2 protein-coding genes are annotated in these 820 nt (G+C 45.7%); both read left to right on the top strand.

Going from position 1 to position 820, the window contains the following annotated elements; translation table 11 throughout:
* The coding region (locus R7Q46_RS26145) for a chemotaxis protein CheW (protein ID WP_318078078.1) at window positions 1-431 on the top strand (431 nt) is incomplete at its 5' end.
* A 14-nt stretch (window positions 432-445) separates the two neighbouring features.
* On the top strand, window positions 446-820 hold a 375-nt coding region (locus R7Q46_RS26140), incomplete at its 3' end, for a DUF2802 domain-containing protein (protein ID WP_318078079.1).

The following is an 820-nucleotide window of genomic DNA, read 5'->3' as shown; positions in this document are numbered from 1 at the left end:
TGACGTTCCAACCAGAAGAAGAAACGTACGGCATCAATGTAATGCAAGTTCGTGAAGTTCTTCGTTACACTGAAATTGCTCCAGTTCCAGGTGCGCCAGATTACGTACTAGGTATCATCAACCTACGTGGTAACGTTGTAACGGTTATCGATACACGTTCACGCTTCGGTTTGATGGAAGGCGAAGTAACTGATAACACACGTATCATCGTGATCGAATCAGAGCGTCAAGTTATCGGCATCTTGGTAGATAGCGTTGCTGAGGTGGTTTACCTACGTTCTTCTGAGATCGACACTACGCCTTCTGTAGGTACAGACGAAAGTGCGAAATTCATCCAAGGTGTAAGCAACCGTGACGGTAAGCTTCTGATTCTTGTTGATTTGAACAAGCTGCTAACTGACGACGAATGGGACGAGATGGCTCACCTATAATTGGCTGAATGATGATGGCTGAAGATACTTTTTTATCTGTACCATTCCTCGCGGGTGGTGTTGCGTTTCTTGTATTGGTGTTGGTTGTGTTTCAGCTGCGCATTCGTGCTAGTTTGCAAAAGCAAATGGACCAACAGCGAGCGCAGGCACGACACGCGGATAAAGAAGTGCAGAAGCTGAACAAACAGCTACTAGAGGTACGTTCGGTTGTAGTTGGCCTTGGCCAAAAAGTAACTGAGCAGCAAGATATCATCCAACATCTTAATGAGCGAATTCGCGAACTAGAACACGCTGATACTGATGGTCGCTTATACAGTAGAGCAACCAAAATGGTGCAGTTAGGGGCTGATATCAACGAGCTAATCGAAGAGTGTGAACTGCCAAAAGCA

The sequence above is a fragment of the Vibrio sp. 811 genome, assembly GCF_033339195.1.
This window is presented reverse-complemented; position numbering and strand designations above follow the sequence as displayed.